Annotated in this window: 17 protein-coding genes and 1 pseudogene; 11 read left to right on the forward strand and 7 right to left on the reverse strand. The window is 45.6% G+C overall.

Annotated elements, in window-relative coordinates; translation table 11 throughout:
• The first annotated feature begins 479 nt into the window (after positions 1 to 479).
• Both ANPL_RS03760 and ANPL_RS03765 read left to right on the forward strand, forming a co-directional pair.
• Entirely contained in the window at positions 480 to 1,154 is a 675-nt protein-coding gene (locus ANPL_RS03760; protein ID WP_169193412.1) for a COQ9 family protein, read from the forward strand.
• An 83-nt stretch (positions 1,155 to 1,237) separates the two neighbouring features.
• The gene (locus tag ANPL_RS03765; RefSeq protein ID WP_410518191.1) at positions 1,238 to 2,785 is read left to right on the forward strand and encodes an HlyD family type I secretion periplasmic adaptor subunit; all 1,548 of its coding nucleotides are present in this window, start codon (positions 1,238 to 1,240) and stop codon (positions 2,783 to 2,785) included.
• Between the two features lie 1,214 nt (positions 2,786 to 3,999).
• Here ANPL_RS03765 and ANPL_RS03770 read toward each other — a convergent pair.
• The gene (locus tag ANPL_RS03770) at positions 4,000 to 5,625 is read right to left on the reverse strand and encodes an ABC transporter permease (protein WP_169193656.1); all 1,626 of its coding nucleotides are present in this window, start codon (positions 5,623 to 5,625) and stop codon (positions 4,000 to 4,002) included.
• A gap of 739 nt (positions 5,626 to 6,364) precedes the next feature.
• Here ANPL_RS03770 and ANPL_RS03775 point away from each other — a divergent pair.
• From ANPL_RS03775 to sucD, 6 genes are all read left to right on the forward strand, one after another.
• Positions 6,365 to 7,378, forward strand: coding sequence for an NAD(P)H-dependent flavin oxidoreductase (locus ANPL_RS03775; RefSeq protein ID WP_169193413.1), 1,014 nt, complete (start codon positions 6,365 to 6,367; stop codon positions 7,376 to 7,378).
• Positions 7,379 to 7,542: 164 nt separating this feature from the next.
• Positions 7,543 to 8,187 carry an SCO family protein gene (locus ANPL_RS03780; RefSeq protein ID WP_169193414.1) on the forward strand — a complete coding sequence of 215 codons (645 nt, stop codon included), beginning with the start codon at positions 7,543 to 7,545 and terminating at the stop codon, positions 8,185 to 8,187.
• Positions 8,188 to 8,231: 44 nt separating this feature from the next.
• Complete coding sequence (locus tag ANPL_RS03785; protein ID WP_169193415.1) at positions 8,232 to 9,263, forward strand: substrate-binding domain-containing protein; 1,032 nt, start codon at positions 8,232 to 8,234, stop codon at positions 9,261 to 9,263.
• A 115-nt stretch (positions 9,264 to 9,378) separates the two neighbouring features.
• Entirely contained in the window at positions 9,379 to 9,645 is a 267-nt protein-coding gene (gene rpsU, locus ANPL_RS03790) for a 30S ribosomal protein S21 (RefSeq protein WP_169193657.1), read from the forward strand.
• Between the two features lie 76 nt (positions 9,646 to 9,721).
• Positions 9,722 to 10,888, forward strand: coding sequence for an ADP-forming succinate--CoA ligase subunit beta (gene sucC, locus ANPL_RS03795; protein ID WP_169193416.1), 1,167 nt, complete (start codon positions 9,722 to 9,724; stop codon positions 10,886 to 10,888).
• Positions 10,889 to 10,896: 8 nt separating this feature from the next.
• Positions 10,897 to 11,778 (forward strand): succinate--CoA ligase subunit alpha, encoded by an 882-nt coding sequence (sucD, locus tag ANPL_RS03800; RefSeq protein ID WP_169193417.1) that lies wholly within the window; start codon positions 10,897 to 10,899, stop codon positions 11,776 to 11,778.
• 927 nt (positions 11,779 to 12,705) lie between these two features.
• On the opposite strand, the gene alaS is transcribed toward sucD, so the two are convergent.
• Positions 12,706 to 15,354 carry an alanine--tRNA ligase gene (gene alaS / locus ANPL_RS03805; RefSeq protein WP_169193418.1) on the reverse strand — a complete coding sequence of 883 codons (2,649 nt, stop codon included), beginning with the start codon at positions 15,352 to 15,354 and terminating at the stop codon, positions 12,706 to 12,708.
• 306 nt (positions 15,355 to 15,660) lie between these two features.
• On the opposite strand from alaS, the pseudogene pstC reads away from it, so the two are divergent.
• Together pstC and ANPL_RS03815 are read left to right on the forward strand one after the other, a co-directional pair.
• Positions 15,661 to 16,560 (forward strand): annotated as a pseudogene (pstC, locus tag ANPL_RS03810) (phosphate ABC transporter permease subunit PstC); the annotation flags it as partial.
• Positions 16,553 to 17,365, forward strand: coding sequence for a type I glutamate--ammonia ligase (locus ANPL_RS03815; protein ID WP_169193420.1), 813 nt, complete (start codon positions 16,553 to 16,555; stop codon positions 17,363 to 17,365). The pseudogene pstC and the gene ANPL_RS03815, both read left to right, overlap by 8 nt.
• Positions 17,366 to 17,377: 12 nt before the next feature.
• On the opposite strand, the gene ANPL_RS03820 is transcribed toward ANPL_RS03815, so the two are convergent.
• The 5 genes from ANPL_RS03820 to ANPL_RS03840 all read right to left on the reverse strand — a co-directional run bounded on the left by ANPL_RS03820 (position 17,378) and on the right by ANPL_RS03840 (position 23,568).
• Positions 17,378 to 18,169 carry an MBL fold metallo-hydrolase gene (locus ANPL_RS03820; protein WP_169193421.1) on the reverse strand — a complete coding sequence of 264 codons (792 nt, stop codon included), beginning with the start codon at positions 18,167 to 18,169 and terminating at the stop codon, positions 17,378 to 17,380.
• Between the two features lie 130 nt (positions 18,170 to 18,299).
• Positions 18,300 to 18,797 (reverse strand): hypothetical protein, encoded by a 498-nt coding sequence (locus ANPL_RS03825; RefSeq protein WP_236822807.1) that lies wholly within the window; start codon positions 18,795 to 18,797, stop codon positions 18,300 to 18,302.
• A complete protein-coding gene (locus ANPL_RS03830; protein ID WP_169193422.1) occupies positions 18,794 to 19,399 on the reverse strand; it encodes a hypothetical protein in 606 nt (201 codons plus the stop codon). The genes ANPL_RS03825 and ANPL_RS03830 overlap by 4 nt, the downstream gene beginning before the upstream one ends.
• An 11-nt stretch (positions 19,400 to 19,410) precedes the next feature.
• Complete coding sequence (locus ANPL_RS03835) at positions 19,411 to 20,856, reverse strand: hypothetical protein (RefSeq protein WP_169193423.1); 1,446 nt, start codon at positions 20,854 to 20,856, stop codon at positions 19,411 to 19,413.
• A gap of 87 nt (positions 20,857 to 20,943) precedes the next feature.
• On the reverse strand, positions 20,944 to 23,568 hold the full coding sequence (locus tag ANPL_RS03840) for a hypothetical protein (RefSeq protein WP_169193424.1): 2,625 nt from the start codon (positions 23,566 to 23,568) through the stop codon (positions 20,944 to 20,946).
• Positions 23,569 to 23,772: 204 nt separating this feature from the next.
• On the opposite strand from ANPL_RS03840, the gene lpdA reads away from it, so the two are divergent.
• On the forward strand, positions 23,773 to 25,179 hold the full coding sequence (gene lpdA, locus ANPL_RS03845; protein WP_169193659.1) for a dihydrolipoyl dehydrogenase: 1,407 nt from the start codon (positions 23,773 to 23,775) through the stop codon (positions 25,177 to 25,179).
• Positions 25,180 to 25,229 lie beyond the last annotated feature (50 nt).

The raw sequence follows: 25,229 nt of genomic DNA on the forward strand, positions 1-25,229 counted from the left end.
CAGATGGCGGACACTTTAATAAACCAGTATAGACGCCCTGCCCTCTCTAATAAGAGTTTACTACATCACAACACACGAACACTATACCCTAAAAAAGAGACTCTATTATCATAGAAATAGCCCATGCAAAATGCCATTTGTCCGGTGTCAAATCCATTTGCCGCTGTTCGTTGCGAATGCAAATTTCTTGCACTCAAAGCTAGTGTACCTTATCCAGGTCGGGTCGTATGAAAGAACCCACTACAGCAATTCCTGCCACGGTTTTGTCTATCTATTTTCCACCGAAGAAACTTACAGGAAAAACCAAAACGCTACGCTGGGACGCGGGACAAAAAACAACAAATAGCCTTTCTCAACATTGAAATATTACGCAACAGATAGCACCGCAATCCACAACACTTGCACCTTGTATCGTGATTTAGCAGTTCAAAATTGCCTAACTTTCAGCTCCTAAATATACTATCCCCATTGGGAAGAGGATGGACAGTAAAAACTTGAAACATGTACTCACTACTAACCATTTGGCTTGTGAGCAAGACGTCAAGATAATTAGCGTAGAGACTATTGGGCTAATCCCCCAATATGGAGTCACTGATAAAGCGCTGTTAGAAGCATGTAGTCGCCTAAACATGGACGGTTACCTCTACAAATTTCCTGATGGGATAAGAAATGTACTGGAGTTCATGCACAAAGACCTCCTTAGCTATCTTACCGCATCCTATGAGAACCTAGATACCTGCAAAGTGCCTCGAATACGCGACAAGATCTCTTGGCTCCTAAAAATGTGTGTGCGTTACCATGCTGCCCAACCAGCTCCACAGCAGTTGTTGAAAGCAGTAACTCGCTATAACCTACAGCCAGCAAATATGCGTTTTTCCGCCTTTAGGGCTTTTGAAGTCGCCGACACAATGTGGCACCTGATCAATGACACCTCTACTACTTTCAGCTACTATACAAAAAGGACAACTCTTTCGACTATATATGCGCTTACACTGCTACACATGTCTAAGGACTATTCCGAAAACTTTGTAGACACGTTTAGTTTTATAGAGAGGCGGGTTGATAATGTTATATCTTTTCACAAAATCAAAAACAAAATGGGAGCTGCTGCGAAAAAGGGGCTCAAGTTATTTGATGTGAAATTTGACCTGTAATTCAATAGTTGCGGCTGTTGTAAATACAAAAATAAATATCTGAGACGATCTTTTCATGCTATTAGGTTTTGTCTGTGGGATACATGCTCAACGCTCTTATGAACAACAAGCTTTCCAAAGCACTATCCTTCCTAAAAGTAGACCTTTCGCTTCCGAAACTTCTTGGACATGATTCCTTAAACAAACAGAAGGATTATGAATCTAAAAAACAGTCCAAAGTATTGGACGGGTCGTTATCTTTCATAGATAGAATGGTCTCCTATCTGTTTAAACTGAAAAAAAAGCACGGTAACGAGGCGTTAAAAGCTTCTTGGGGACCACTGTTTATTGGACTCTTAGTGGTTGCAATCTTTTTCGGGGGTTTTGGAATCTGGGCAACCTTTGCGCCACTTGACGGCGCAGTAGTTGCTTCGGGAGAAGTGGTATCATCTCTAAATAGACAGGTAGTCCAGCACCTGGAAGGGGGTATAGTCAAAAAAATTCTTGTGAAGGAGGGGGAAACAGTAACTAAAGGGCAACCCCTGGTATATCTCAACAACACTGCAGCACAGGCAAATCTGGGAATTATAAAAGAAAAGCTGTTAGTTCTCTTGGCTACCGAAGCACGTTTGCTTACAATAAAGAATCGTTCTCATTTTATAACATTTCCTGAAAACATATATGAGTTGTCCAGTCACGACGCCGTAGAAAAGGTATTAGAAAATCAACGCGAGCTATTTTACTCACAAAATAACAGCATAAGCGGGCAAATTCAGATACTCAAGCAGCGCATTAAGCAACTGAAGCAGGAGTTAACTGGCTTGGGAGCCCAGCTTGAATCTGAACAGAGACAATACAAGTTGATCAGCGAGGAGCTAGAGGCAAAAAGGAGTCTCCTAGCTGGAGGTTACATAAGTAAGCCATACTTGCTAAATCTGGAGCGCTCTCATGCGGATACTGAGGGCAAATTAGGCCACATACGTGCCACCATTGCCAGCACAGAACAGAAGATAGGTGAAAATAAGCTTGAAATCATAAACATAACCAACTCTGTGCTAGACAGAGCTAATGCTGAGCTGAAAGAAACAACCGCGGCTATTACAGACCTAAAGGAACGCTTGCGGGCATCAGAAGACGTATTACGACGCACTGTGATTCGATCACCGCAAAATGGAATTGTCACAGGGTTAAAATATCACACTGAAGGCGGAGTTATCCCTTCAGGAGGCATTATAATGGAAATCGTTCCCGTTGATGATGATCTGATAATAGACGCTAAGATTCCCACAAGGAATATAGAAGAAATACTTTCTGCACAAACTGTGGAGGATAATCTCATTACCAGCGGTGAATACGTAGGCCTGAAGGCTAAGGTGAGGTTGAGCGCATTTAACATAAGAAAGTTCGGACTGGTAAACGGAGTGGTAACGCAAGTGTCTGCTGACGCTCTTACAGATCCCGTAAACGGTATGCGCTACTATGCGCTGCGAGTTGTCATTCCCAAGTCATCTCACTCAGGCAGATTTAAGAACCTCAAGCTTTATCATGGAATGCCGGCTGAAGTCTACGTGGTTACCAGATCAAGAACGCTGCTGGAATATTTATTAACGCCTATAACTAGCACTTTTGAAAGGGCATTCAACGAAAGGTGATTTCATCATATTTGTTAATGCGCATTAAACAAACGGGAAGTTGTACAGGTGATATTGCTGGTATGTTTCCGTATGGTCCATGCTTCGTATATTTAAAGCTACTTTTGTGCGCGCTTATACGCACTGTAATATCCAAAAAACAACCAGCAACTTGTACAAAAAATAAAGTCGTAATCTAAGAATCAAAATACTCGCCTCATCTTGGCGCAAACTTGTAGATATACTGCCACAGTCTGCCTAATGATATTGCCGTTCTTCAAGCACTCAAACCCTTAGACATATGACGTCTGAAAGCACCAAGCAACTAACTCAACGTTATCAAAGCCGCTTGACTGTTGCTATCCTGTTCCGCACTGTATCACCATTTCTCTTGCACCAAAACGCCCACATGTAAAAAGCCGCAGTGGCACCTTACACCTTCTCTTAGCAAGATCGGTGCGCTTGACTGTTTACGTGCACAAATAACCTGAAACAAGCTCCGCCAGCTACAAAAATGCACTGTAAAATGCGTACCTTTTTGTTGCTATATTCCACACACCATATGGCCACACTTTTAGTGATAAATGGTGCGTTTTCGCCATTGCACCACTAATTGCACCACTAAATACCCTCGCAGATGCGCCCTCCCACACGCTTTTGATGTTACTTCTTAATTCACAAGGCTTTAAAGCAAACACCCGTAACAATCCTTCTAGGACAGAGCCGATCAAGCAATGCTTTTTAGCATACTATTGCTCTTCGAGACTACTAGTGAAACTATATCAGTAATCTTTTCTGGAAATCGAGTATTGATCCTTAAACGACAAAAACCCGTACCTTTTTCCAGGCATTAATTTGTAACAATGCCTCGATAACTTTGTCCACCCACGCGATGCGCTACTGCGTCCCCGGGGGCATGTTTATTACTCCCTGACACAGCAATACTACAAACAATCATCACGGTGCGACATGTAATACCGTAGAATCAGCACCACAAAACAGCGGTTATATGTAAATGATCAGATCACCGACCACCAAGACGCAAGTTCCTGCACTAAAGACATTAAGCGGTTTTTACAAGACAGCACCTACGCACGGTACATACATAAACTATGAGTTGTCCAAGATTAAAAGAAAGCATCATGCACGCAATCTACCTCTCTCTGATCAAAGTGCTGAGCACAGCGTCGCTCGAGTGCCTCCACCCCGCCCATAATTACCATGTTTGTGTGGCTCTAATATTCGTTTATCCTGTTCTCCTTGACCTTGTCATGTTGAAATATTTGAAACAATATGATCACCGCCATGAAGCCAATAAGAACTATTCCCATTGCATAGGGTGCGGCATCCATCTGCCTTTCATCCCCTACAAGCTCATACATGCGGATGGCCATAGTCTCAAAATTAAATGGACGGATGATAAGTGTAGCGGCAAGCTCCTTTATTGAATCGATAAATACCAACAGGAAACCCACAAGTATGCTTTTCTTCAGCATTGGCATGTGAACATTAACACAGGTATGAACAGCACCATGCCCCATTAACCTGGAAGCCCAATCCACCTCAATAGGAATTTTATTTAATCCCGCCTCAACTGGCCCAATTGCAGCGGCAAGAAAACGGAATGTGTAGGAATACAAAAGTCCCAGCCCGGTCCCTATCAAAGCAAGATTGAAGAAGTGATCGCTAACAAATTGCGATACTTTGCCCAGCAGGATGACTATACCTACCGCGGTGATAGTGCTAGGTATTGCGTAGCCCATGGAGATAAATCTCACAGCGTAGGTAAGGCCACCTTTCCCTCTAGTAAGACATACCATGATTATCGAAATGGTCACGACTATGGCAGAAGCCGCCAAAGAGATACTGAGACTATTGAGCACTACTATAAAAAACTCACTAAAATCCAGTGTGAACACCCTCTCCCAGGTCCAATAAATTAGCGGCGCAACGGGAAGAATGAACCCCATTAAAACCGCGAGGGAACATATGGAATATATCAGTGCGATTACCCACTTGCTGTTAAAATGCCATCGGTGGCAGTAGTTAGTATTCATCTTTATCGAGTAGTAAGAAGCGTCCTCACGGCGCATACACTTCTCCAACACCGTCAGCATAAACACAAATGAAATGCCTATAACCGCCAGAATGCATGCAGAATATTTATCATGCAGCAGGAACCAGTGTCGGTATATACCTGTGGTAAAAGTATTGATGGCCAGGAATTGCGGGGTACCAAAATCGGAAACCACTTCCATAAGCACCAACGAAACTCCCGCAACTACTGATGGCCAAACAGCTGGGATAACTACTGATGAAAGTATTTTGTATCGTGAGCAGCCCAGCGTGGTAGCCACTGCAACACTATTTCTAACAGCCATAAAAGCTGTTCTAGCCAACATGTATACATATGGGTACAAGTTAAAGCCAACAATCAACGTGCAAAAAAACAGTGATTTCACATTAGGAAAGTAGTAGTCGCCCTTCCCCCATCCGAAAAAATCTCGAAGCGCAGTCTGCACTGGACCAGCATATTCGAACATGTTCACGTACACATACGCAACAATGTACCCAGGAATGGACAACGGCAAAAATAGGGCCACTTCAAATATTCTGCGCCCTGGAAAGGAGTAGTACGTGATAAACCAAGCACTTATCACTCCAATGAACAGGACCACTATTCCTGCCCCTATCATCAGCACTATCGTGTTGAGAGTATACTCTGGGAGTAGCGTTGACAGAAGGCCATAACCTCCCTTGCTGTCAGTAAAAAACACCATGATTAGGGAGAATATTGGTAAGGCAAATAGAGCCGCCAACACTATGAAAAACAGATACCTTGAAAATCTCTGCAACCCCATTATTCCGTATCCGCTGTACTGTCCATAAATTATAGTTAGGATCCGTATAGTTATCACTCAAAAATTACATATATAGGGGGTTTTCGCCCCAACCCCCGCGCTTTTCTATACACCACAACTGGCATAGTTACTTCTAGATTTTAATTTTCTCGCAAGAGATCGTGAAATGCAGCTCTTGGGTTGCACAACTCGTAGCTAAGCACTCTCCATGAGTTAGCGCTTACGTAACAACATGGCATATTTTTGTTGTTACTATATGTAACATTGTGATATAAGTGCGCGCCGGCTGGCTCGTATTTTCCTGATAGTCTGGTGGTTTTGCGTCGCGTTGGTTTACAGCATTGCGTAGCTGGAACAGTTAGTCGTTATGTCTTGGCGGGGCGCGTGTGTTGTTATCTTGCAGGCGCTTCCCTGAGCTTTCAGCGTTGGGTTGTCCTGCTTACCGGGGCAGTGCGATAGACTCTCGACGCTGGGGGTGTACTGCATATGACGCGGTCTCTCGTGATCGTTTCATTCTGTAGTTGCCGAGCGGTTGCGATACGTGTTCAGTTCTTGTCGAACGCGTTTAGTATGCGGCTGTTGTTGTGTAGTTGGTACCAGAGCAGCATGGTGGGACAGAGGGGCTTTAACCGTGCCAGGCTTGCGTGGGTTGTTGTACCGCCTTGCATGGGTCGCTTTGTATGTGTTTTGCTGTAACTGAGTTGGTGGTTTTTTAGAAAATTGTTTTAGGGATTTTAGTGTGCTAGCCGATTTGTGGAAGAAGGGTGTAGATTTTTTAGGTAGTAAGTACGCGATTATGGGTGGAGCCATGAGCTGGGTCTCCGAACCATATCTCGTATCAGCCATTTCGAATGCGGGAGGCTTTGGTGTTTTGGCCTGCGGAGCAATGTCAACTGAGGAGCTGCGAAACTCAATTGAACAAACAAAAAAATTAACTGATCGTCCGTTCGGGGTGAATATTGTCGTCATTCATCCCGGGCTTGATGACCTCGCTGCAACGTGCCTAGAAGCCGGCGTTACGCACATAGTACTCGCTGGGGGTCTACCGACCAGCAAACTTATATCTGCCATAAAAGAGGCGGGGAGTAAGAGTATTTGCTTTGCCCCTTCCTTGTCGGTGGCTAGGAGGCTGGATAGAATGGGGGTAGATGCTCTAATAATAGAGGGAATGGAAGCTGGTGGACATATAGGCCCAGTCAGCACCTCCGTATTGGCGCAGGAAATACTGCCATTCTTTAGGAAAAATGCGAAGTTGTGCGATAAGCCCATTTTTGTCGCCGGGGGCATTGGTACAGGTGACATGATAGGCAGTTACTTGAAAATGGGCGCTAGCGGCTGCCAAATAGGTACACTGTTCGTGTGCGCCAGTGAATCGCGGGCTCATCCCAATTTCAAGGAGGTGTTTATAAGGTCATCCTCCAGAGATGCGGTGCCTTCAGTCCAACTAAGCGAAGACTTTCCTGTACTGCAAGTCAGAGCAATAAACAATACAGCAAGCAGACGTTTTCTTGATCTACAGCGCAGTGTGATAGAGATGCACAGTGCTGGAAAGATTTCTAAAGAAGACGGCCAGTTGGAGCTTGAAAAGTTTTGGGTAGGTTCCCTGAGAAGAGCTGTGGTTGATGGAGATGTGGAAGCCGGATCATTGATGGCAGGACAAAGCGTAGGATTCGTAAACGACATCGAAGGCGCCGAACAAATCATTGCTGATCTTGTGGCTGAGGCCGAAACATATCTCGCTTCTAATCCATAAATTATGAAACGTACCTTTTTATTTGATAAGGCTCAGCAGGGTAGTAAAGTATAGAGTAGCTATAGGGCGTGATTCCTTGACCCGCCAACATGGAGATGCTACGATCGCGCTTGACGCTTCCCTGGTATTTTAGGAAGCCTAAGAACATTAGTGGAGCTTAGTGTATGAAAACATTCAAGATAATTTCTAACCTTCTCCTACTCATAGCCGCTTTGTTTCTTGGGTATTCATATGTGAAGAAGAAGGGAATGTTCAGTGAGATGCACGCTCCAATCCGTTCGCCAGATAGAACGTTGATTGATGATATGCCAGAGGGGGAAGAAGTCATTCGCACGTTTTTCGAGAATCTAACTAATCAAGACGGTAAGACTATCAGCAGCAAAGATTTTATGGGAAAACACATGCTGGTGATGTTCGGTTTCACCTCATGTAGGCACATCTGCCCTGCTGAGCTTAGCATGGCATCGCAGCTCTTACATCAGCTTGGAGATGATGCCAATAAACTTCAGGTAGTCTTTATAACTGTGGATCCAACTACTGACACTGTTCAAAGGCTTAAAGCCTATCACAGCGCTTTTGATAGTAGAATACAGATGCTTACTGGAGATGAAGAGAACATAAGAGAAGTACTCCGAAACTACAGGGTGTATGCTGAAAAGGGAGCTCCCGGTTCCTCAGAGGAAATAGATCATTCCGCTCATATGTATCTGATAAATGAGGACGGACGATATGTCGAGCACTTTACTCCTCAAGATTATGGCAGCATTTCCGGGCTTTTGGATATGGTAAATCGGCATTTTAAGTCTTAGTTAGTGATATGGTAGTATAGTTCCTTGCTGGCCTAGGTGAAGTCATGAGGGCTGATGTGTTTCGCTGTCTTTTTGTTTTAGTCCTCGTGGTGCTTTCCACAGGGACAGTCGGAAAAAATATAAGAGTTGTAGGCTCTTCTTCTGTCTTTCCCTTTATCTCTTCTATTGCCGAAGAGTTTGGAAGATTTTCTTCTTATAGGACCCCGGTAATAGAAGCAGTAGGCAGTGGCATGGGCTTCAACATGTTCTGTTCTGGCACCAAAAAGAACACACCTGACATTGCAATGTCATCAAGACGCATAAAAGATGCAGAAATCGAGCTTTGTAGATCTAATGGCGTTGATGGAGTAATAGAAATAGAACTAGGATACGATGGAATAGTTATTGCAAGTTCCAAACAAAAAGAGCAAGTCAATTTCCTACTTAAAGACCTGTTTAGTGCACTGAGCAAGTACGGCTTGGATGGGGAATACGGCGAAATTCCTACTAACACGACAAGTAGGTGGTCTGAAATACGAAGCGGTCTTCCTCAACATGAGATTGAGGTTTATGGTCCTCACAAAAACGCTGGAACATATGACATACTTATGGACTACGTCGTGCGGGGAATATGTACCAGCGCAAAGAACTTCGTAGATGCATACCCGGATGTAGAGGAGAGGAAGAGTATCTGCGGCAACATAAGAAATGATGGTAAATACATAGAAGTCGCAACCAGCGAGAATGTTATTATACAAAAAATCGCGAAAAACAGTAATGCGTTCGGTATTTTGAGTTTCAGCTTTTTAGTCAAAAACCAAAACGAGATCCAGGGAAACAAGGTGGCGGGTGTGGCTCCCAGCTATGAAACCATAGCTTCCGGAGAATACGTGCTCTCACGCCCCATATATGTATATGTCAAAAAGGAAAATTTGGGCCATACCCAAGGGCTGAAGGAGTTCGTTGGAGAGCTTCTGCGCCCAGAGTCAGTAGGCTTAGATGGCTACCTGGTCAATCTGGGGTTCATTCCGCTGGCAAATGAAAAGCTTGCGCAAGTGAGAGCAAGAGTAGAGAGACAGCTGTCGGCAGAACACTAAGACCACGCGCGTTCCGGTTGTTTAGCCAGTGGAAAGCCAGGGAGAAAAGGTTTGACCGGGTGGCTTGTTGTGCTATCATCTCGCGTTGTATGTTTTTATTCTTTTGAGGTCTGGTTTGGTTGAAGTTGTTGTGTACCATGGCGACATTGAGCAGGGGATACGTACTCTGAAGAAGAAGCTGCAGCGGGAAGGGAAGCCCAGGCAGATGAAGATAGTGCACCATGAAAAACCTTCAGAAAAACGGGTAAGAAAACGTGATGATTGCGAGAGACGTCGCAAAAAGTTGCATGGAGCATCTTCGGAGCCTCAATTAGGTAGGTTTCAGGTAAGTGCCAGACATTTCAAAATTCAGAGAACGCCGATGCCCGAAACGGAGAGTTAGTGCGTGTATTGGTATATGTGTAGCGCGTACTTGTCTGGGAAAGTGCAGGGTGTTGGTGGTTTGAAGGAGCGGTATCGTGAATGTTCATGAATTTCAAGCGAAGGAGATTCTTGCTGGGTATGGTGTGCCAACACAGCGGGGTGTGGTTGTCAGGTCGGTAGATGAAGTTTCCGCTGCCTTGAGCGAATTGGCTCCTGGTGTGGTTGTGGTAAAGGCGCAGATCCATGCTGGAGGAAGGGGAAAGGCAGGTGGGGTGAAGATTGCGAAAACCAAGGAAGATGTCCGTGGTTTGGTAGATGCAATGTTGGGATCGGTTTTGGTAACAAAACAAACCATGTCCAGTGGGCAGGAGGTGCGAGCTGTCTATTTGACGGAGGGTGTAGACATCCGCAAAGAGTACTACTTGAGTGCTGTGGTGGATCGTGAAGTTGGCACAGTGAGCGTGATTTTTTCCGGTGAAGGCGGAGTGGACATAGAAGAGGTTGCACATTCTATGCCTGATAAGGTTACGGTGGTTAACATAGATCCTCTGTATGGATTCCGGGATTTTCATGGCCGTGAGCTGTGCTATAGATGCGGACTCCAAAAAGATAAGGTGTCAAAAATTTCATCTATCGCTGGCGCGTTGTGCAAGGCACTGCTAGCTACTGATGCTAATCAAATTGAGATCAATCCCCTCGTGGAGACGGACGATGGGCAGTTTGTTGCGTTAGATGCCAAAATGACATTTGATGATAATGGTCTCTATCGCCAGCCGGAGATCGTAAAGTTGTGCGACCCTTATGAGAGTAACAGTGATGAGTTGGAGGCTGCGAAACACGGTTTAAGTTACATAAAGATGGACGGAAATATAGGCTGCATGGTAAATGGAGCCGGCCTTGCTATGGCTACCATGGACATAGTTAAATACTACGGTGGCGAGCCTGCTAACTTCTTGGACGTTGGCGGGGGAGCAAGCCAGGACACGGTAAAGGCTGCGTTTGAAATAATACTTGGTAGTGGAGTAAAGGGAATACTTGTTAACATCTTCGGCGGCATTATGCGCTGTGATGTCATCGCCTCGGGAATAATTGAGGCAACAAAAACTATAGGGGTCGGCGTGCCGCTGGTAGTGCGGTTGTCTGGAACCAATTACGAGAAGGGACGAGAGATGCTTGATACGTCGGGGCTGAGCATAGTGACCGCTAGTGATCTGGACGAAGCTGCTCGTTTTATTGTGGATTTGGTGAAGAAAGAAGGATAGGAGCTTTTATGGCTGTACTGGTCAACAGGGAGACAAAGGTGTTGTGTCAGGGTTTTACGGGGGCACAAGGAACCTTCCATTCCGAGCAGGCAATCGCGTATGGTACGTGTATGGTTGGTGGGGTGACACCTGGTAAAGGTGGTACAACACATCTAGGACTGCCGGTATTTGATACTGTTAAGCAGGCACGTGAGGCTACTGGAGCGAACGCAACTGTTATTTATGTACCAGCGCCGTTTGCTGCGGATGCGGTATTAGAAGCAATAGAGGCTGAGATAGAACTGATAGTATGTATCACAGAGGGCATACCGGTGCTGGATATGGTCAAGGTGAAGCGAGCTCTGAAAGGTAGCAAGAGCAGACTGATAGGACCAAACTGTCCGGGAATCATAACGCCAAACGAATGTAAGATAGGAATCATGCCGGGTTATATACACGTTCCCGGTAGTGTTGGAGTTGTTTCTCGCTCAGGAACCCTTACTTATGAAGCTGTTGCGCAAACTTCGGCAGTGGGGTTGGGGCAGTCGACTTGCATCGGCATAGGTGGTGATCCAGTGCACGGAATGACATTCACCGACTGCGTTGAATTGCTCATGAATGATGACGATACGGATTGTATTGTCATGATCGGTGAAATTGGCGGTTCCGAGGAGGAGAATGCTGTCAAGTTCCTAATGGAAAGCGGTAATAAGAAGCCTGTAATTGGTTTCATAGCCGGTCAGACTGCACCTCCGGGGCGTCGTATGGGACACGCTGGCGCCATAACATCGGGAAGCTCTGGTACTGCGCAGGGTAAAATCGACGCCATGAAGAGGGCTGGGGTCGTCATAGCTGAAACTCCTGCTGCTATAGGAGAGGCTGTGTTGAAAGTTATGGGACCGCGTAGCTAAAAGCACTGCATTACACATCTGTTGGACCCATGTACACAAAGTCGTCACGTTGATACTGTGTTGATATGTTGTGGCTAACGGCGCGTGCGATGGGGTGCTACGCGTCACTCCAGCATAGTGCAGAGTATTATGTCGTTTCTACCTGCGGCCTGACATGTATGAATCGATTCAGGGTATGGCGCGCATTATCAGTACGCACCTCCTTAAGGGGTCTCCTGAAAACGCTCACGCTCGACCGCACGGTTCGCAGCGAAAATATGTAATAATCGTACCTGCTCACGATTCAGAACACAGATTTCAGCGTTACCGTTAACACTTGTCCACGGAAGATTGACTGCTTATGACACCTAAAAATAAAAAACTTGGCGAATAAATAGGCACTGAGCTGGCTAGGGAGATTGGATGTCAGAGCGCCCATGAACCCCTAGCAGCCTTTGCAACCGCACACTGTTAACCACAGTGGATCAAAAAACACCAAGGGCTTTATTCTAAAATCCTAAACCCTGATTGGTTGCTGAGGGCAAAACTGACTGATAAAGCACACGCCTGGCAGGCGATAACCCATTGGCTACAAAATCCGTATATAAGTGGAAGTTTGGATCACCGATCTTAGAGTTTGAACAATTTTGCAGCCGTCATAAGCTCATATCTACATCTCACAGGATCCTCATTTCTCCGTACAAGTGGCACGTTAGCGCACGGGAGTTGTACCCACTTTTAATGTCAAAGGGCGCTTGAGAGCTATCTTTTTTATTTTGGTCGCTAGCATCCGTTGCAGCACACTAAACATTCTCACAAAATGCAACTCTACCCCAACATCTGGCAAGGGAAACAAACACAAAATGTTGAAGCTAATAACGGAACTTTTGATATTTTTGTACGGCACCGTGTTGCTTCTAGTTTTTAGGACTATCAACACTCTTCAAACTATTCCTGAAAAACAGAGCGTACTTTTTCTCTTATCATGCTCTCTGCTTCTTCCACCGCTTCAACCGGTAGGCTGGCGCGCGCGAGATTTGCGTTTCCGCCGCCTTTTCCCTGTATGGATCCCAGCAATTTTACCAGCTGCATTGCATCCAGCTTCTTACCGGCTTCTTTGGAAACACCTATAACCATAACGGCTCTAGGAGGCGTAATAGCCGAAAGAATAGTTACTGCACTCTGTGCTTTTTCCTCTCTAATAAAGTCCACCATTGCATCAACCGGAATACTAATAAACTTCCCTACTCGCAACGTAACACCAGAACCAATTTCCTTGGGCACTGCCCTACTCCTGATGAGCTCACTCCATACCCCCAGCAACTGCTTGTTGAGCTCCTTCTTTTCTTGAAATAGCTTCTTAAGCCGATCTAAAACCTGAACCACTGGAACACCTAGGCATTCAGACACCTGGAGCAACAAATCATTATCGCGTCGGAAGCTGCTAACAACTTCACGACCGGTGATAGCCTCAATGCGCCGTATTCCCAAAGCAATGCTAGATTCTGATATAATCTTAAAAGCACCTATTTCCCCGGTGCTTTTGACGTGCGTACCACAGCACAATTCCTTCGACGAAGCAATGCTAACCACCCTCACGCTATGTTCGCTGTACTTCTCACCAAATAGCGCCAAAGCACCTCTATCAATGGCCTGAGCTAGGCTACAATTGTCGATAAAAACCGGGATGTTTGACATGATACGATTGTTGACCTCTCTTTCTATAATAAGAATTTGCTCCTTGGTCATAGGGTGCGTATGACTATAGTCAAACCGTAACTTTTCCGCGGCAACTAGTGAACCTTTTTGCTGAATATCTTCTGCAATGTACTCCCTGAGAACACTGTGCAAAACGTGTGTAGCTGAGTGGTTAGCCCTTAAGTCAGCCCGACGCATCTCATCTATGGAAGCCTCTATCAAGTCTCCGGTACGCAAAATCCCCGTTCTGACACAACACTCATGAACGTGCAACTTGTTTATCACCTTACGAGTATAAAGCACGTCCACAACACAGCTCTCCCCGGAAGTACTACCCGGGGCTATCACAGTCAACGTACCCCGATCACCTTCCTGGCCACCGGACTCAGCATAAAATGGTGTAACATCCAATAACACAAACGCTGATTCACCTTGTTTAGCCTCAGAAACAAACTCATTGCCTTGTACTATGGCGATAACAGCAGCCTTCGCCCTGGCATTATGATATCCCACAAAAACTGTGGCCTTGTGCTCCTGCAGAACGCGCTCCCACAAGTTATGTAAAATGCTCTCCCCTGAGCCAACCCAGTTTTTCCGAGATTGAGTTTTTTGTACCAACATACTCTGGTCAAATCCCTGCTGATCGAACTTTAGACCCCTCTCCTTTGCAATATCTAGTGTAATATCCAGCGGGAATCCATATGTGTCGTATAACTTAAACGCAACATCACCACGTAGCACGTCTCCAGCCTTGAGAGCGGCAATTTCCTTATCAAGAAGCGCCGTCCCCTTCCGCAGCGTGTCAACAAAACCTTCCTCCTCTAGTTGGAGAGTGGATATTATGGCTTTCTCGGCCCTCACTATCTCCGGATATGCATCCCCCATGTAGGCGCCAGACCCCTCACGGGTGAGCGCCATCACGACACCATGAATCGCACCCGATGTTCCGTCACCAGTCATTTGACAAGCATATCTCACCGCCCTTCTGATGATTCGACGTAAAACATATCCACGCCCCTCGTTACCGGGAACCAAGCCTTCTGAAATAAGAAACGCGGCTGCTCTAACGTGGTCGGCTATTACACGATGTCCCACCGCATGTCGGTTATTGCCAAATACTTCTTGTGACTTTGCGATAATGGCTTTGAAAAGGTCTGTGTCATAGTTATCACAGACTCCCTGCACTACCGCGGCAATTCTCTCGAGCCCCATCCCTGTATCTATGCATTTATGGGGCAAGGGATTCAAAGTTCCGTCCTCCAACCTGTTATACTGCATGAAAACCAAATTCCATATTTCAGTATATCTTGCACCATCGCCATCATCGGAGCCGGGAAGCCCTCCAGGAACTCCTTCCCCATAATCATAAAAGATCTCTGAGCATGGGCCACAAGGGCCGATATCACCCATGCTCCAGAAATTATCATGAGTCGAAATTTTGATTATTCTCTCATCCGGAAATCCGGTAATCTTCTTCCAGAGGTCAAACGCCTCTTGGTCTTCTACATATACCGTAATCCATAGCCTGTCTTTGCTGAGTCCCAATTCTTTGGTAACAAATTTCCATGCGTGCTCAATTGCGACATCCTTGAAATATCCACCAAAACTAAAGTTCCCCAGCATCTCAAAAAATGTGTGGTGCCGATTGGTATATCCCACATTTTCCAGATCATTGTGTTTTCCACCAGCTCTGAGACATTTCTGGCTGGAAACTGCGGTTTTCACATCATCGCTGCCCGAAATAAATCGCTGCTTGAATGGCACCATGCCAGCGTTCGTAAACAACAAGGAAGTATCTCCTTCGGCAACCAGCGGGGCCGACTGAAAGTGCGTATGTCCATTCTTCACAAAAAAATCTAGGAACAACTTCCTGATACTACTTACCGAGCAACTACCCATACAAAAGACTTAAAGTGATGTACAAATGACCACATTATTAGCATACTAGACTCAGGTTGACTAACAAGAATTAGCTCTGCTATGTTGCTCCCTCTGGCCATTGTGCTAACAATAACTTCTGGGAGTTATTTCCTTTGGAGATGGCTATCTTTTAGAGAATTCACAGTACCTATAGCAACGGTGGGTATCGGTGTTGCTATCATGTCAGGAGTAACTCTCAATGCCTATGGATACGGACTGATGCCGGGAATAGCAGCCGCATCGATGGCATCGTTGTTGTTCACTACTCTGCATTTGGACAGGAAATTCAAGGTGCTGAAAGCGGCAATGATGTTGTCCACTGCGTTGTCATTCATCACTGTGATCTGCATAGCGGTTTGCTTGGCATACAAGTCTAAGCTCTTCTTTGCGGAGGTCCCGCTTTCGGATTTTGTACTGGGCACTACCTGGAATCCTGACGACAAAGTGGTAAACGGAAAGATTGCGGGATCATTTGGCATATTACCCCTGTTGAGCGGAACGCTGCTTATAGTGATAGTAGCTATTACGGTTGCCTTACCACTGGGTTTGCTTTCTGCAATATACGTCAGTGAATACTCGAGCAAGAGGGTTCGTAGCACGTTTAACACATTACTGGAAATTCTCTGTGGCATACCGACTGTCGTGTACGGATATTTTGCTGTTGTGTTTTTATCACCCAATATCCGCAGTTTTGCGAAGTTTTTCGGCCACAATTCACAATCGGAAAACGCCCTGGTTGCGGGGTTAGCCATTGGCATTATGATACTACCATTCTTGACCCTGCTTATAGAAAACGCCCTGCGGTCAGTGCCTAAAATACTACGTTACGGCTCGATGGCATTGGGAGCAACCCGCGCCGAAACCACTTGGAACATTGTGGTGCCGTACGCCTTGCCAGACATTTGCAGCTCTGTTATTCTGGCTATTTCCCGGGTTATTGGTGAAACCATGATAGTGCTGATGGCCGCTGGAGTGTCCGCAAGCTTGACTTTCAACCCACTGTATTCCGTGACCACTATCACAGTGCAAATTGCTACAATACTTACCGGTGACCAGAACTTCCAGAGCATCCACACATCCTCTGCTTATGCCCTTGGCCTCACTTTGTTCATCATTACATGGATATTGAACTTGATGGCCGCATACATAACTAGGCATGCTCGGACATCTTTGAGAAATGCTTGATAAAATTATCACGTATTTGTACGGCAAATTGGGCATACATCCGATAATAGGAGTAGAGCTGGAATTTTACCTTCGTGGTAAGAGTTCTGACTTTGATTTGCTACTGAAACAGCTTGCTCAGCAACTGGGGGCACTGCGCTTTACTATCAACAGCGAATATGGGGAGCATCAATACGAGCTACAGACATACCACACCGAAAAGATTACTCAGTTACTAGTTAATCTAGAAGCTGCAAAAAAGCTTATGCAGAAAACTGCTAGGCTTTTCAATTGTGCTGTCGATTTTTCAGCAAAGCCCTATAAAACAAGTGCTGGAAGCGCCTTTCACGCACATGTCAACCTAGCTGACAAAGACATGCAGAACCTATTTTCCAGGGATAGCGAGGGAAATGTCTGTCCTACATTGCTCCATTGCATAGGAGGATTGTGCGCCTTCATGAAGAAGCATATGTTATACTTTGCTCCACGCGAGGAGTCATACTTGAGATATGCCATTCCCGATATTCACACACCGTCTACTGTAAGCTGGGGAAGCAACAACAGAAGCGCTGCACTGCGCTTACCTGATACAACACTTGCACCAGAAAAGTGTCGCATAGAACACCGAGTTTCCGGAGCAGACTGTAACCCTAAAGCTGCAATCTCGGCAATCCTTTTCGGTATACTTCGTGGCCTTGAACAGCGGATCAGCCCTCCAGAAAAGGTATTCGGTATCGCCTCAGATCCTCAGTATCACCTTGAAAAACTGCCATTATCGCTGGAAGAAGCACGGGAGCTTGCTGCTCCTCTCAGACTAAGTTTTTAAAAGTAGCATTGTCTACAAACTAAGCTCCAACCCGTCATAAGCAACCACAGTCTTCTGATTTGGCAACTTCCCACGTAGGTACTCTGTAATCTCTTGGTAGTCTATGTCATGACTCATGTGAGTTAACACAGCAATCTCCGGCCGCAGCTCTTTAATCCATTCCACACATAGGTCCACATGCGCGTGGGCGCCCACTTCTTGGTATCGAAGACATCCCAAAATCAGCACTTTCTTTTTACTGAGCATTTCCCACGATTCGCTGGGAAACCCTTTAACATCCGTGCAGTACGCCACGGCATCATCGAAGATAAACCCATTACTATTTATTTCTCCATGACATTGCTTTATGGCAACAATCCCAAACTCACCGATTCTGAACTCAACATTATGACGTACTGGATTAGCAATAAGATAGTGGCACTTCTTCCACGGCGCCCCTGGCTTACTAGGGATGAAAAGATAGGCGTGGCCTGATACGAGGAGAGCCATAGTGCCAAAGTCACTGTACACAGGAATCACGTGACCACTTTTGGGGACAAATGCCTGCAGCTCGGAAATACCAGACGAATGATCTGCATGGCAGTGAGTAAACAAAACCGCATCCATAGCGCAAAAGTCCTGTTGCAAAGCTTGCTGCCGCAAATCAGGTGATGCATCGATTAGAATACGTGTTTGCCCTTTTTCAATAAGAGCAGAAGTTCTGGTCCTCTTGTTGCGGCTATCACTTGAGCAGCAAACCCGACAATCACACCCTACAGAAGGAACACCTACGGAAGACCCGCATCCAAGAACGGTAATTTTCATACACTGTACTAACGCGCACCCTCAGAGGCATTGGCGAATAGTAACACCAACCCTTATACCCAGCAAGCGTTTGCTATTACACTCAGGAAACATGCACATTTTGTGAAGTACTCTCTCGTTCAGCTGCTGGTTAGCCTAATTTCTTCAAGTCTTCCTCCGAAAAGAAGATGCTCTTGATGCCTTCTATCTCTTCTTTACGCATTCTTTTACTTACAGCCACAGAAATCTCCCTCACTGCATCTTCTCCAAGCTCCACTTCTTTTTTGACAAAGCTATTTCCAAACACCCTATAGAAATTGCAAGTCTTCGCTTTGAGGCGAGCCACATCAGCAGGACGCACATTGCTACTTTTGGTAAAGAGCTGCACGATATAGTTCGAAACTACACTGAAGTTTTCACGTGATACATGGCATAGAGAAAACCCCGATTTGTCGCTTTCAGAATACTTGCAGCCTTTGCTGCTGGAGCCTAATACCTCATATACCACCTTATCACCGGAAAATTTTGCCACACACCGGTAAGCGGAACAGTCCATCATTGCGTACAGTAGCCCTACACATTCCTCTCCTCTAGCATCCTGCACCAACACTGCGACTAACAATAAAAATGCGTAGCCTACACCTCTCATACGTATTTCCCCGATATATCGTACAGATCAAATACTATTGTCCCGCTTACGGTCGTCTTGAGTTCTCCTTGTCTATGTGCCGATATAACTTCCGGGGTTATTTCCCCATCTTTGTGAACCTCAAAAAGTTTCATGGCGATAAAACCCGGCACGTCATACTTTATTGCCTGCATCAACAGTACTGCATGTTTATCAGTCAACGCGGCAAACTTTATGCGCACATTGCTTGTGGAAACTTTGATATAACGCTTATCATAATGCTCACTTACGTCTATCGGATTTGAAATTTTTATATCTTCCGCCACTACTCTATGCAAAGCACACAGCTGCCTAATCATTGAATCAAGGCTTACTGATTCCCCCCTATGATTATCTGGGCGAACACGCCTGTTAAACTCCTGCAAGACAGAAAGACTATTGTTAAGCTTTACCTCATTCTTGTGGGCACTAACTATTTCGCTCCGCAGCTTTTCTACATATTTGCGCATGGAGCGCACCTGTTCTTCATGTTTGATACGAAAAAGATAAGTATCGTGCGACAGGGCCCCCAAACAAAAAAATATGAGCAATGCACCAAGCTGCACCAGATAGTACTTATGCACTTTCCTCCCCTTTATTCATATTCAAAACTCACCGTAAAACTCCCCGCTTGTTTCAGCGGAGCCGAAAAGTTTTTCACCTGATCATCCCCGAGGATTTCCCGCAATTTTTTATGAATGCTAGCGTTCTGCCCAGGCTTTACGTGCACACCAAGCTCTACCTTCACTCTAAAGTCATCGGTAATGTTCCACCAAAAGCCAGTCAATGTAAAAGTATCTCCAGCAAGCTTGCCCAATCTTGCCAGAAGATCTATAGGGTCTGTGCTAACGTTAGAGAGAGACCTGTAAAGATCTACTACATCATACATCTCGTTAATTCTTGAAAACTCTTGGTCGTTTCGTATACCTACAAGCTCCATAGAAAGCCTGGTTGCCTCCATGCTTAGCTTGTCAGCAGCAATGTTACTCTTAAAAATGCCAACGGTGTTATAGATGTACAGAGACGCCACTAATGCTATTGATGCTAAGGTGGGAACGACCGCAAATTTTTTGAATCTTGCCACCTTCTCTATCGCCAGCACTTTTTCCGTATGCAATACCTGTTTGAACTCACGCTGACGCATTATTGAACACAAAACCGCAGTGTCGCAGTATTCACTGCTGACGCTGACACAGTCCTTCACCTTTAATACTTTCCCCAATTCGTACGGCGTAAAGACGTTGATGTTTTCTTTTTTTAAATCAAAGGAAAGCAAACTCGACTTCACGCTCCCTGGCACCACCATGTACAATCCAAAGTCAGCGTTATCAACTTCTCCGTGGGAAACGGCGATTTCCCTTATGGTGTCTTGCACGCCGTGATAAACTTTACCAGCTATTATGTAGGGAAGGTCTCGTTCAGACTGCAGAATTGCTGTAGATTCTGAGGAAAACAACTTTCCTTCCCTGAGCACGATTTGCCTTAAATCTCCAGCCTTTGTGTATACTATAAGTACTATCCACTGATGCTTAGCGCCATCTCTGTCTTCTAAACACTGTGCAACATGCAACAATTGCAGAGGAAGTAAAAGAACACCCCGAAAGCTGTTGGGCGCCTTCTCCATGACGAGGTTTATAAGACTCCAAAACAGACCGTCCTCGATGTGGCTCTCCACTGATATGCAATTCAAGCGCGCATCTCCGCCCTCAAAAAAGCCAGAAACTGCCAATGTACAGCTAAACCCCTTCCTATCAACAAGGTTTGCAGATTTTTTGATTACAAAAAGACGAGAAAAGAAACCTTCTGCCCTGGGCACAGCCAACTGATTGTACGTCTGGCTAGAGTGGTCAAGAACTACGTAAAACCTTGCCTTTTTGTTGCTTGCTACAAACTCCTTTACTCGCTCCCACTCCTTACCTTGCGCGGAGCTCACAAAGTGCTTTCCTGCAACAGCGCCGTTATCAACATTGATTATGACGGCGCCATTATCCCCCACCAATGCGACTATGGCGCTGCTATAGCCCAAGCCAAAAAAACCCATCTACTATCACCACCACATCTACCCAACAAGACAGAACTAGACCGGGTGGCGAGAGTGTATGTAAAAAACCTTAACGTTAGCTAAAACTCATAGTCCACTTGTATACGTGCGCCCCACACGAGGAGACGATGTATCTATTTCATCGAGGGCAACACTGGGAACAGCGCGAGTAGACCTGCCCCTTGGAGTAACTAATTCATGCGATTCTTCGTTTCTGTGTCTTCCTGTATCGTCATGCATGTTATCATAATAGTCTCTAGTAAGTATGAAACTGCCAGTCTTCCACTTGATATATAAAAATGTGCACGATACCAACGCTATGGCTATTGCGAAAAAAACCAACCCTGCGCACGCCAACACCGGTGGCACGGCATCTAAAAATCCCTCCGTTGGCTCCAGTTCATCCGTTATTTGCGGTACCGTGCTCCCATTCGTAGAATTGCCTGGGTGCTCCATAATTTTGCTGCCGTTTACCCAAGATTCGTTGTGAAATGAACTCACATTTATATTCACGGTATTGAACCCGCTAGACTCATGGTTGCTGCTCGCACAGTCCTTAGAGTTACATAATCTCAGTTCCTCCAGTCGAGGTGCACCCTTTTTGCTCACTGGCGAATATAAGTCTTCGGCCCCTGCATTTAGCCCATTCAAAAGCCCTGCATCCCCAACGGAATCTTCAATTTGCGCCCTATATCCGCCAGCTAGTTGCTGCTGCCCGGCTCTTTTCTCATCCACGCCTGCTGCGTTGCTAACACCTGCGTGAATGCCAGGTTGTCTTTTCTCAGGTGTATGCTTTTTTCCACCTGAAGCATAAGGCTTGTTTGTCGTACGCCTATACATTGCAGCATCTGCCTGGCCATAACCAGGCGTGTGACGCATAACATTTTGCTCCTTGGCAACTTCTCTACTAGTGGATCTAATTACGATATCGTGCTCCGTCGCTCTTGCCAGGCTGTTTTCCGTCACTGCCTTCACGTCAGATTTCATCTCATCACTTCGCACCTTATCCAGGCTTACTTCATCACCCGTCTCTTCTATCGCAATATCACTGCTAATGGTCTCAACAGTGATGCCCTTTCTGGAGGAAACAGGAATGCCTCGTAGCTGCCCACAGAGAATCATGGTTTCTTTTCTCGTTCTCGAAGATTTTTGCCGATCAGTTATAGATTCTATATTCTCTCCATAAACAGCCTCGATAAATTCTGTCTCATCAACGCCCGAATAGTTGCGAGCAACGACCGACAGCGTCCTCCGATCCCATGTACCAAGCTTGCTCAGGTCTCCGACATTAACTGTGTACAAGTGAATATTTGATTTCCCCCTCTCAGTGACCGCAACCTCGGCTCTACCTGAACCAATGCTCCTAACATTGAGCGACAAAGCGGGAAAATCGATCACCGCTATGTTTTCGATGACACAATACGTGCCGCGGTCAAAGGTAACTACCCCCAGGACACTCCTGTTTCTTCTACCGGCGCGTGCAATATAAAACATACAGTGTAGCTCCCCTAGGATAACGTTGTTGACTTTCTCGACAACTGAATCTTTTGATAATATCGCGGCAGTGGAATCTATATTGCACATCCTAGTGTCTACAAGACATCTTTCGGTTCCAAAAATTGCAGTGGTATTATAAAGGGATCTAAAAGAGCCAATACTTGCGCTATGGGCTTTGTATATATCTGCGTATCCTTCTTGCGCAAATACTAGGTAATTACCTATGTAAGTGAGAGACAAAGCGTCATCCCCTATATCCCACACTACTAAGTGCTCAGGCCGCGTAGGTTGGCTTCCACCCCACCTACAAAACAAATATCCACTATCATCTCTCTTGATGCTCCTAGGCATAATAAGGTCGAGGGTTTCATTTGAAAATTTCCAGGCGAAGTACCCCTGATTAAGAACTTGAACGCGCCTATCGCCTTTAGCCTTTCCAACAACTATAATGTCCCCAGATTCGTCTCTGATGATGCCCAAAGGACCCTGATACTTAATGTCGACAGCACTTTTCATTCTAAAGTTACGCTCGCTAATAGCGGCGTTGGAATTGTGCCCGGTTAGTTCTACAGCATATTCCTTAATCTCCAGGACTGAGCCTCCCCTTAATGCCATTCTGATGCCCATGTCAGGCTCGATAAACGCAAAAGCAATCAAATGTGTCGAGCCATTATCAGTGCTGGTAAACACTGGCGCATGATATCGAATCTGCTCCTCTGAGAAAGGTACAGTATTAACTCTTATTGCTGGACGCTCGTTTAACGCCGAACTCCACAGAAAAAGGTAATACCCGCTGTCAGGATCGTCTTGCTGATAGTAAGTGCAAAATCCCTTTCCTTGCGCCACCCAAAACCGTGCATTTATCCCCTGAAGGCATCCAGGCTGCACACTTTTGCTTTTCCCCAAGGTATTAGCAGCACTTCTCCCCTTTATACTCAAACCCGAACCAACAGACTTGCCTGTTGCTCTAATGCCGCGCCCGCGTTCTTCTGCTAATGATGCAGCAATATGATAGAGCTTTTTCCCCTCCTCTTTCCAGCCTTCCTTATCCTCATTTTCGCGTACATTATCAGTCCAAGCAGTATCACTTTCTAACTTTCCAAACACTTCGTTTGGTTCCGTGTTTTCAGACTCGCTTTCAGTAACTTTAAGCCCTATATAGCCTGCAAGCGCACGAATATTCTTGCCCACATCGCCAATTTTTGATTTCCACATTGCACAGCACCCAATATTTTAGGCGAAAGTATTAATTTTTTAATCAAAAAGCAACCTTAAAAAACTGTTTGCGCGTGGATGAGTTGCAAAACCTCAGCAGTTGATCACGTGAGGTCAAACACCGCCAACGTGAAGCAAAATTACATTGCCAACATTAGTGATTTTCAATATCATGCAGAAATTTTTCGTATTTCGTGTTCTCTTATGGATGAGTTTGATTTTGTGGTGATTGGTAGTGGGCCAGGCGGCTATGTTGCGGCGATTCGTGCCGCCCAACACGGCCACACAGTAGCAATAGTAGAACGCGAAGCAAATCTCGGCGGTGTATGCCTTAACTGGGGCTGCATACCTACTAAGTCACTGCTAAAATCAGCTGAGCTGTATAAGAAACTACAAACCGCTGACCAGTTTGGCATAATCACTGCTGGTAAAATACAGGTAGATCTAGAAAAAGTGGTGGCGCATTCCAGGGCTGCTGTTAAAAAGCTGAACTACGGCGTGGCATCTTTGATGAAGAAGTATGGCATTACCGTAATAACCGGGACTGCTACACTAATGGGCACCAGCAAAATTCAAGTCGCTGGCACCAGGAATGTCGTAACCACCATAGCTGCACAACATATTATCCTAGCCACCGGCAGTAAACCTAGACTGCTTCCTGAACTCGATGCTAACCTGGTCTGGACAGCTAAAGACGCTATGGTTCCCCAAGAACTACCTAAGTCACTACTAATCGTCGGAAGTGGCGCTATCGGCATCGAATTTGCTAGTTTTTATTCGACTCTTGGCAGTAAGGTGACCATTGTCGAAATGCGGGACCGTATTTTGCCACTTGAAGACCACGATATCTCCGATGCAATGTGCAAGACTCTCAGAGCTCACGGCGTGGATATTATGCTCAACAGTTCCGTTAAAAAACTGCGGAAACATTCTTCGGGCATAGTCGCAGAAGTTAACGGCTCTACTGGCGACGTTGTGTGTGACAAGGTAATCTGCGCCATTGGCGTCGTGCCTAATTCGGCAGACCTTGGTTTAAATAATACCAAGGCACAGCTTGACAGTCGTGGGTTTATTATTACCGACGAGCACTGCGCTACAGCGGAGCCTGGTCTATATGCCATCGGCGACGTGGCAGGGCCACCTTGTTTGGCACATAAAGCTAGTCATGAGGCAATAATCTGCGTTGAAAGCATTGCAGCACGTGAAGGTAAATTCAGCGGACACGTGGCTAAACTTAATAAGATCAATATTCCCAGCTGCATTTATTCGATACCGCAGGTGGCTAGTATCGGATTCACCGAACTACAAGCCAAGGAACAAGGTTTGGATTACCAGGTGGGTATATCCCGTGCTTATAGCAACGGCAAAGCCATAGTTTCTGGCTCTGACAATGGCTTTGTGAAAGTTATAATTTCTCCTGCCACCGGAGAGTTATTAGGCGCACACATGCTAGGCGATGAAGTCACCGAGATGATTAATGGCTTTATTGTTGGCAGACAACTTGAAGCTACGGACGTCGACTTTGCACATACCATCTTCCCGCACCCCACTGTCTCAGAAATGATGCACTCGGCAATACTAAGTGCTTGGGACCAGCCGCTTGATTGCTAGAGTTATTTGTTAGCTAAAAGCTTGAAACTACCCACACAACACGCATAGCC

Source organism: Anaplasma platys (assembly GCF_012790675.1).
Classification (GTDB): Bacteria; Pseudomonadota; Alphaproteobacteria; order Rickettsiales; family Anaplasmataceae; genus Anaplasma; species Anaplasma platys.